Origin of the sequence: Ornithinibacillus caprae, from assembly GCF_009728145.1 — a bacterium.
Taxonomy (GTDB): Bacteria; Bacillota; Bacilli; order Bacillales; family Amphibacillaceae; genus Ornithinibacillus; species Ornithinibacillus caprae.
In genome coordinates this window covers 18,579-27,178 of sequence record NZ_WOCA01000028.1, presented here as the reverse complement: position 1 = coordinate 27,178, position 8,600 = coordinate 18,579, and the positions used below count along the sequence as shown (strand labels likewise).

The window sequence follows — 8,600 nt, the reverse complement described above, 5'->3', positions numbered from 1 at the left end:
GTACTACTCACAGCAGCGTGCCAGAACATGAAGAAGATTGCCACACACCTAGCAAAGCTAGGCTAGTTGTGTGGGAGTTTATTTTCAATAAAAATTTCTTACTTAATAAAACAGTTATGACAGAATTTAAAAAGCTTGTAGAGAAAAAACACCTACTTTCTCTACAAGCTGAAACTCCCTAAGTAGGGAGTTGTTTTTTAGATGGTAAGAAATCTTTCTTATGCTGCATAACTGCAACTTAGGCTTGTGCTCAAGAGTAAGGGTTTAAAATGGAAAGAACTCTTTTAAAGAATCCTTTTAACAGAAGTCAAGATTTACTAACAACTGATAGGAACATCAATTATCCATATAGTGTAGAAAAACAGCGTGAGATTCCGTATAATAAACAATAGATTGTTATTTTGTAAAATCATATGAATTAAAAAGGCAATAATATGGTTTTACCAAGTTCAACATTACTATTTATTGGGGAAAATCCCCGTTAACTAGAAGTTTCACTTTATACGAAGGGGTTTATAAAAACGTGACTGTACTTCATGCAAACAAACAAGAAATTAAATTAGATGATTTAATCGTCTATCATAACTTATTGGTTGATCACGGTGATGAAAAAAATGCAAACAAACTATTAGATTTATATAAAAAAAGTATGAATCGAGAATTTGTTGTTAGTTTTGCTGGACATTTTTCCGCGGGTAAATCATCTATGATCAACGCATTGTTAGGGAAAGAACTCTTACCAAAGAGTCCGATACCAACAAGTGCAAATATTGTAAAGATCAACTCCGGGCAGGGTGTTGCACGGGTTTACTTCCATAAAGAAAAACCCATTGAATATGACGAGCCATATGATATGGAAATGATTAAGAAATATTGTAAAGATAAAGATACCATTAAACGTATTGAACTAAGCACAGGAGATGACTTAATTCCTTTTGGTTGTTCAATTATTGATACCCCTGGTATTGATGCAGCTGATGATGCGGATCGCATTATAACCGAATCGTCTCTACATTTAGTCGATGTCTTATTTTATGTCATGGACTATAACCATGTACAATCAGAAGTTAATCTATACTTCTTGAAAAATATTCAAGATATAGGGATTCCCTATTATATTATCATTAACCAAGTAGACAAACACGATGAACAGGAAATACCGTTTACTACGTATGAATCAAATATTAAACAAACGTTTGAACAATGGGGACTAGCACCAACAAAAATGTATTATTCATCGCTAATGGATTCCAATACTAGCCATAACCAGTATCATCTAATAAAGGAGCAGCTTTTTCAACACTTTACGGATCACGAAACATACATTCGTACTGTGGGTGCTACGAATCAAATTATAGAAGAGCATAAAAAATACTTGAAGCAATCCTTTGAAGAAAAGTTAAAACACGTATCTTTAGGTAGTGAGGATGCAGAAGATATTACTAAGCGGTTAAAAGCCGTAACAAATTCAATCGAAAAAATATCCCAGGAACGAAAAGAGATAGAAACAACCTTTCAGGATAATGTACACTCTACACTAAAAAATGCTTATATAATGCCATCTAGTCTTCGGGATCAGGCTGGCAAATTCCTTGAATCTAGGCAAAAGGATTTTAAAGTTGGGTTATTTGGATCAAAGAAAAAAACCGAACAAGAACAACAGGAACGTCTGAATGAATTTTTGACCGAATTACAAAAGAGTATCGAAGCAAATATCCAATGGAAATTGCGAGAAAAATGCAATTCCATACTACAACAATTCAACGTAATTAATTCTAACTTATTAGAACAAACTCAACAACTTAGTATTGACTATAACGAAGAAGATCTTTTAAGCCATGTAAAATCTGGAGCCAAATTAAATGGAGATTATATTCTCAATTACACAAACGAAGTTAGTACAGACATTAAAAATAAGTTTAAGCAAAAAACTAAATTACTTTGGGAAGAAATACATCAAGTAGTTGACAATGATTTTCATACAAAACGCCAATCTTATGAAGAAGAAAGATCTCAAATTCAAGAGTCTATGAAGGAATTGAATGAATATGCCACTATTCAAGATACACTTCAGAAAAAGCTCGATTTATTGACAAATCCACCTAAAATCACAGAAACTTCTAGAGAATTAATACTTGCTAGAATGCAAGATAGTGAGATCAAGCCGATAAAAATGGACTCGCAGGAAATGAAGATTATCGGTACAACAACTAACGTAAATAAAACGACAGAGGCTAATTCGTCCGTAAGTGAATCTAATTATTCAACGGAAGCAATTAGCCGAATAATCGATCAAACGACTCAGACGGTTGAAAACTTACCAGGGTTTCGGTCACTTATTGGAGATCTAAAAAAGAAACAAGATCGTTTAATAAATCGATCATTAACCATTTCATTATTTGGGGCATTTAGCGCTGGAAAATCTTCTTTTGCGAATGCGTTGTTGGGTGAAGGTGTTCTACCAGTGTCACCTAACCCTACTACAGCAGTAATTAATCGGATTAACCCTGTTTCGGATACGTTTTCTCATGGAACGGTGGTTATTCAATTAAAAGACGAACAGACGATTACCAATGATATTCAAACAATCACAAAACACTTGTCACCACCAACAGCCGACTTATCAACGTTAATTCAATGGATTGATCAAAATGAAATTTATCATTCAAATGAGTTAAATCATCTATATCAAAGTTATTTAATGGCTCTTTATAAGGGATATGGGGATCATAATGATGTAATAGGAAAAGAGATTATCATATCAATAGAAGATTTCGCGAGTTATGTAACGGATGAGAAAAAAGCTTGTTATATTGAAACAATTGACTTGTATTATGATTGTTCACTAACACAACAAGGTATAACATTAGTTGACACACCAGGTGCTGATTCGATTAATGCGCGTCATACGAATGTGGCATTTGACTATATTAAATATGCTGATGCAATTATATATGTTTCTTATTATAATCATGCACTGTCACGAGCTGATAAAGACTTCTTAATGCAATTAGGTAGAGTAAAAGAAGCATTTCAATTAGATAAAATGTTTTTTATCATTAATGCAGCTGATTTAGCTGAAAGCGATTCTGACTTAAAACTAGTAAAAGATTATGTAGAGGAACAGTTATTGCAATTAGGTATTCGTTTCCCGCAAATCTATCCTGTTTCAAGTAAACAATCATTGGAAGATAAACGTGATCAGCGAATATTAAATGATCAAATGGCTTTATTTGAAGACAATTTATATGACTTTATTCATAACGGTCTAGCTACCTTATCAATTGAAGGCGCATTATATGATATGAAACGTATTCAGCGAACATTAACCAGCTTTATTGAAACAGCAAGTTTAAATGAGCACGAAAAGGAACAACATCGTAAGGAGTTAATTAATAAGAAAGAACAATTACTAGAAATAGCTAACTATTCAACTCATTCCGTTTACGAGGAAAGAGTTCAAGAAAAAATTGCAAAACAGCTTCATTATGTGGAAGAAAGGTTATCCATTCGCTATCATGATATGTTTAAAGAGAGGTTTAATCCAACAACCGTTACGGAATCTGGAAGAAAGGCTACTGTCCAATTAGAACAAAATACAAAGCAGTTACTTGACTATGTTGGATATGAACTGCTCCAAGAAGTTCGGGCGGTATCCCTTAGAATAGAAGCATTTTTGTTTGATGTATTAAAGGAATATCATGGAGAAGTAAGAAACCAGATGCAGCGAATCGATTCTACGTTTTTACTTCCTAACGTAGAAAAATTCGATTTAACAACGCCAGAATATGATCAAGCATTGACTAATGTAGATATGAACTTGTTTTCTAAGGCACTTTCTATGTTTAAAGGTACAAAAGCATTTTTCGAACGCAATGAAAAAGAAAATATGAAAGAAGAAATCTTTACAATATTACTTCCAAAAGTTCGAACATATCTACAGAAAATAGAAACGATTATGGGTAGAGTTTATACTGAACAGTGGCAAAAAGAAGTAGAACAACATAATAAACGTATCATCACGGAAATTATGGGCTATATTGATGAACATCTAGCTCTTATGACTGACCATGTTGATCTTGATTTGTTAAAAGAAAAACAAGATACCCTATATGCAATCCTTAATAAAGAAAACGAGGAGGAAAAATGAATGAAACAAAATGTACTATTAGTTGATGGAATGGCTCTTTTATTCCGTGGATTTTTTGCTACTGCGTACCGTGGTAACTTTATGAGAACAAGTAATGGAACTCCAACAAATGGTATTTATCAGTTCTTACGTTATTTATTAGACGCTGTAGATAAATTCGAGCCCACACATGTTATTTGCTGTTGGGATATGGGAAGTAAAACATTTCGTACGGAAATATATGAAGCGTATAAAGCCAATCGTGCTGCACCACCTGAGGAGTTAATTCCTCAGTTTGATTTAGTAAAAGAAGTAGTTGATGCATTTGATATGCCTAATATCGGACTAGAAAATTATGAAGCGGATGATTGTATCGGAACATTAGCGAGAAATTTTGCAGCAGATCATCAAGTGATGATTCTTACTGGCGACCAAGATATCCTCCAGTTAGTGGATGAAGGAATTGATGTTGCGATCATGAAAAAAGGGCAGGGGAATTATGAGGTTTATAATCAACAGAATTTCTTTGAGAAAAAAGGAATTCAGCCTAGCCAAATGATTGATCTAAAAGGATTGATGGGGGATAGTGCCGATAATTACCCTGGAGTAAAGGGGATTGGTGAAAAAACAGCACTAAAACTTCTTGCTGAATATGAAACCATTGACAATCTTTTAGAAAATGTAGATCAATTACCAAAAGGTGTTCAAACGAAGATTAAAAATAATATGGAGATGCTGAAGCTCTCAAGAAACCTAGCAGAAATAAAGTGTGATGTACCAATATCTTGCCAATTGGAAGCTGCTGTATGGCAGTACGATGAAAAAAAAATAAAACAAAAGTTTGACGAGCTGGAATTTAAAAATCTCGCCAAACTTTTATAATCTAAGGTTTTAATACTACTTTAATACAGTTATCTTTTTTCTCCGTAAATATATCATAGCCATGTTGCGCTTCATCTAATGGTAGCTTGTGTGTAATGATATCTGTCGGGTCAAACGTTTCATCTACAATTTGGTCATAAAGCTCTTGCATGTAAGCACGTGCAGGGGCTTGACCCATTTTTAGGGTTATATTCCTAGTAAAGAAAGGACCAAGAGGAAACATATTATATAACCCGCCATAAACACCAGTTAATTGTACGGTACCGCCTTTTTTAACGGCCTTTGTAGATATTTGTATGGGACCAAGCGTTCCACCCTGAAGTTTCAACTTCTGTTCTACAAACTCAAGAGGAGATTTTTTACCATCCATTCCAACACAGTCAATGACTACATCAGCACCTCCACTTGTAAGTTCTTTTAAGGTTTCTCCCATATCATCAAACTTTGTAAAATCAAATATTTCCGCTTTATTCACTTTTCTAGCATGGTTTAAACGATAATCAAAATAATCAATTGCAATTACTCGTTCTGCTCCTTTTTGCCATGCAAACTTTTGGGTCATTAATCCAACTGGACCACAACCTAATACAATGACGGTATCACCTTTTTTTACACCTGCATTCTCTACACTCCAATAAGCTGTTGGTAGAACATCGGATAAGAATAATAGTTGTTCATCATCAAGCTCACATTCCTCTGGTACTTTAAACGGTGTATAATTACCAAATGGAACCCGAAGATACTCTGCCTGACCACCAGGGTAGTTACCAAACTTTTCTGTATATCCGAAGTAGCCACCGGAATCGTAATGTGGATTGGCATTATCACATTGACTTTCTAAGTGATTGTTACAATATGGACAAGTGCCGCAAGCAACCGTAAATGGGATGACAACACGATCTCCCTTTTTTACTTTTGTTACTTCTGATCCAACTTCTTCAACGATTCCCATTGGTTCATGACCTATAATGTAATCGATAGGGGTAGGAAAATTCCCTAAAAATAAGTGAGTATCTGATCCACAAATTGCTGTGGAAGTAATTTTTACGATTACATCTTGAGGATCTTGTATCTTTGGGAAATCAACTTTCTTAACTTCAATTGATTCCTTTCCTTGATAAGTTACAGCTTTCATATATAATCCTCCAAATCATCTATTCATATGCTTATATTTTGCATGAAAGTCATAAGTTTATACCAAGGTTAGTTTTTATCGTAGAATCGTTCGTGCTTCTACTATGAGCGCAAAAATTAATGTAGCTCCAGCTAGATGTAGTACTGCATAAGAAATCGAAATGGATGATTGAATTGTTATAATGCCGATAATTAGCTGAGCAAACATAACGAAAAGAGCTAAGAGAAACCGAATTTTCAGATTAGAAAGATCAATTTTGTAGATCATGTATGTAATATAGAGGAAATATACAGCTGAAACTGCAGCTAAAAAACGATGGATCGTTTGAAAAATCTGAGGCACAGTTTTAGGTATGAACGTTTGCGTGCAAGAAAACCACCCACATGCTAATCCATAATGTTGATGTTTTACATATGCTCCTAATCCAATCGTCACTAAAATTAATAAAATTAAATAGGTCAGGTGATTTTTTATCCTGGTGGATTTTAACTTAATTGGATAATCTAATCTCCAAAAAATAATTAATATCGCTAAAAATACCATGGCAATAAGTAAATGAATGGTTATAACTACAGAAGGTAAATGATAGAATACAACTATTGCTCCCATAACTAATTGTAGTCCTAATAATCCAAGCATCACTAGTGCCAACCTTTTTATAGCAGGTTTTTTATAATTCTTCTCCATTTTAACGTATAAAACAAGCGTTAGTGCAAGTAAGAACGCACCTATTAATCGATGGCCAAACTCGATTAAGGTATCTCCTTTTAAATCTGGTATAATTTCTCCATTACATAATGGCCAATCCGGTCCACACCCCATTCCAGATTCAGAAGATGCCACATAACCGCCAAATACAATTAAGAAATAGGTAAGAACAATGGTTAAAAATGCTAATTTTGTTGTCCCCAAATGCTACACTCCTTTTTGTAAATTATGAACTAGTCATAGTGTAGCAAATAGTTAGAATTTTCATTGTGGTCTCTATCACATCTGTACTATTAAAACAAAAAACCTACATCAAAAAAGATGCAGGTTTTTCGTTGATAAGAATGTACTTATCGATTGTTGTTGTTGCGGTTGTTGTTGTTGCGATTGTTGTTACGATTGTTGTTATTGTTGTTGTTGTTTAAATCGTCGTTGTCAAGAAACTCGTTCTCGTTCGCAAATTCAACATTGTTCGCATTGTTGTTATTGTTGTTGTCGTTATTGTTGTTGTTGCGATTGTTTCTATTAGCCATCTAATGACCCTCCTAAATTTTTTTTGTGTGAAATTAAGCGCTAGAATAAGGGAACTATTCCGTACTCTAATGCTCAATCTCACTTACAACAGTATCTTACCCCGTTTTTCCAAAATAATTCTCCATTTTTTAGGATTTTTTGGTAAAAATAGTATTAATATACCTACAAACCCAAATTTAATAGGAAGTATTGGAATTTGAATGGTATTGTTTGTTAATATGTAGAATAGATTTGGAATTTGATGAAGAGAGGCTGACTAAGAATGAAAGTTGTCCAAAATATTGCAGAATTAATTGGAGAAACGCCAATTGTGCGTCTGAATAAAATTGTGCCAGAAGATGCTGCGACTGTTTATGTAAAACTTGAGATGTATAATCCAAGTAAAAGTGTCAAAGACCGAGCTGCGTTTAATATGATTACAAAGGCAGAAGAGCAAGGTTTGATTAAACCTGGTGATACCATTATCGAGCCAACAAGTGGTAATACCGGGATTGGACTTGCGATGAATGCAGCAGCCAAAGGCTATAAAGCAATCCTCGTAATGCCAGATAATAGTACGCAAGAAAGACGGAATGTTTTACGAGCATATGGAGCAAAAGTAGTATTAACGCCAAGTGATGAAAAGATGCCTGGAGCTATTAGGAAGGCATTAGAACTTAAAAAAGAGATTCCAGGCAGCTTTATCCCGCAACAATTTGAAAACATAGCAAACCCTGATATTCATCGTACAACTACTGCAAAAGAAATTTTATCCCAAATGGATGGGGAATTAGATGCATTTATTTGTACTGCTGGAACTGGAGGGACAATTACAGGAACAGGTGAAACGTTAAAAGAACATTTACCTAATCTACATATTACGGTGGTTGAACCTAAAGGATCACCAGTATTATCGGGAGGAAAACCAGGGAGACATAAATTAGTAGGAACCAGTCCAGGATTTATACCATCCATTTTAAATACCGATATTTATGATGAAATTATGCAAATCCAAGACGATGATGCTGTATATATGTTTAAAGAAGTTGCTAGTAAGGAAGGAGTATTTGTAGGTCTGTCCGCTGGGGCTGCAATCTTTGCCGCAATAGAAGTTGCTAAAAAGTTAGGGAAAGGGAAGAAAGTCGTTTGTATTGCTCCAGATACTGGAGAAAGATATTTAAGCATGAATTTATTTGAATAATTTTGATGGAGACTGTGTTAAAAACAGTCTCT

The 8,600-nt window shown here is 34.4% G+C and carries 6 protein-coding genes; 4 read left to right on the top strand and 2 right to left on the bottom strand.

Annotated features, from left to right (window positions below):
• The 3 genes from GMD78_RS21505 to GMD78_RS20510 all read left to right on the top strand — a co-directional run.
• A partial coding sequence (locus GMD78_RS21505) for a hypothetical protein (RefSeq protein WP_215907228.1) occupies positions 1–182 on the top strand: 182 nt, incomplete at its 5' end.
• Positions 183–523: 341 nt separating this feature from the next.
• Positions 524–4,150 carry a dynamin family protein gene (locus GMD78_RS20515; RefSeq protein WP_155671779.1) on the top strand — a complete coding sequence of 1,209 codons (3,627 nt, stop codon included), beginning with the start codon at positions 524–526 and terminating at the stop codon, positions 4,148–4,150.
• Positions 4,151–5,011, top strand: a complete 861-nt coding sequence (locus GMD78_RS20510) for a 5'-3' exonuclease (protein WP_155671777.1) — start codon at positions 4,151–4,153, stop codon at positions 5,009–5,011.
• 1 nt (position 5,012) lies between these two features.
• Here GMD78_RS20510 and GMD78_RS20505 read toward each other — a convergent pair whose 3' ends face one another.
• Both GMD78_RS20505 and GMD78_RS20500 read right to left on the bottom strand, forming a co-directional pair.
• Positions 5,013–6,146, bottom strand: coding sequence for a zinc-dependent alcohol dehydrogenase (locus tag GMD78_RS20505; protein ID WP_155671775.1), 1,134 nt, complete (start codon positions 6,144–6,146; stop codon positions 5,013–5,015).
• A gap of 75 nt (positions 6,147–6,221) precedes the next feature.
• Entirely contained in the window at positions 6,222–7,058 is an 837-nt protein-coding gene (locus tag GMD78_RS20500) for a COX15/CtaA family protein (RefSeq protein WP_155671773.1), read from the bottom strand.
• 592 nt (positions 7,059–7,650) lie between these two features.
• On the opposite strand from GMD78_RS20500, the gene cysK reads away from it, so the two are divergent.
• Positions 7,651–8,568 (top strand): cysteine synthase A, encoded by a 918-nt coding sequence (cysK, locus tag GMD78_RS20495; RefSeq protein WP_155671771.1) that lies wholly within the window; start codon positions 7,651–7,653, stop codon positions 8,566–8,568.
• Positions 8,569–8,600: the final 32 nt, after the last annotated feature.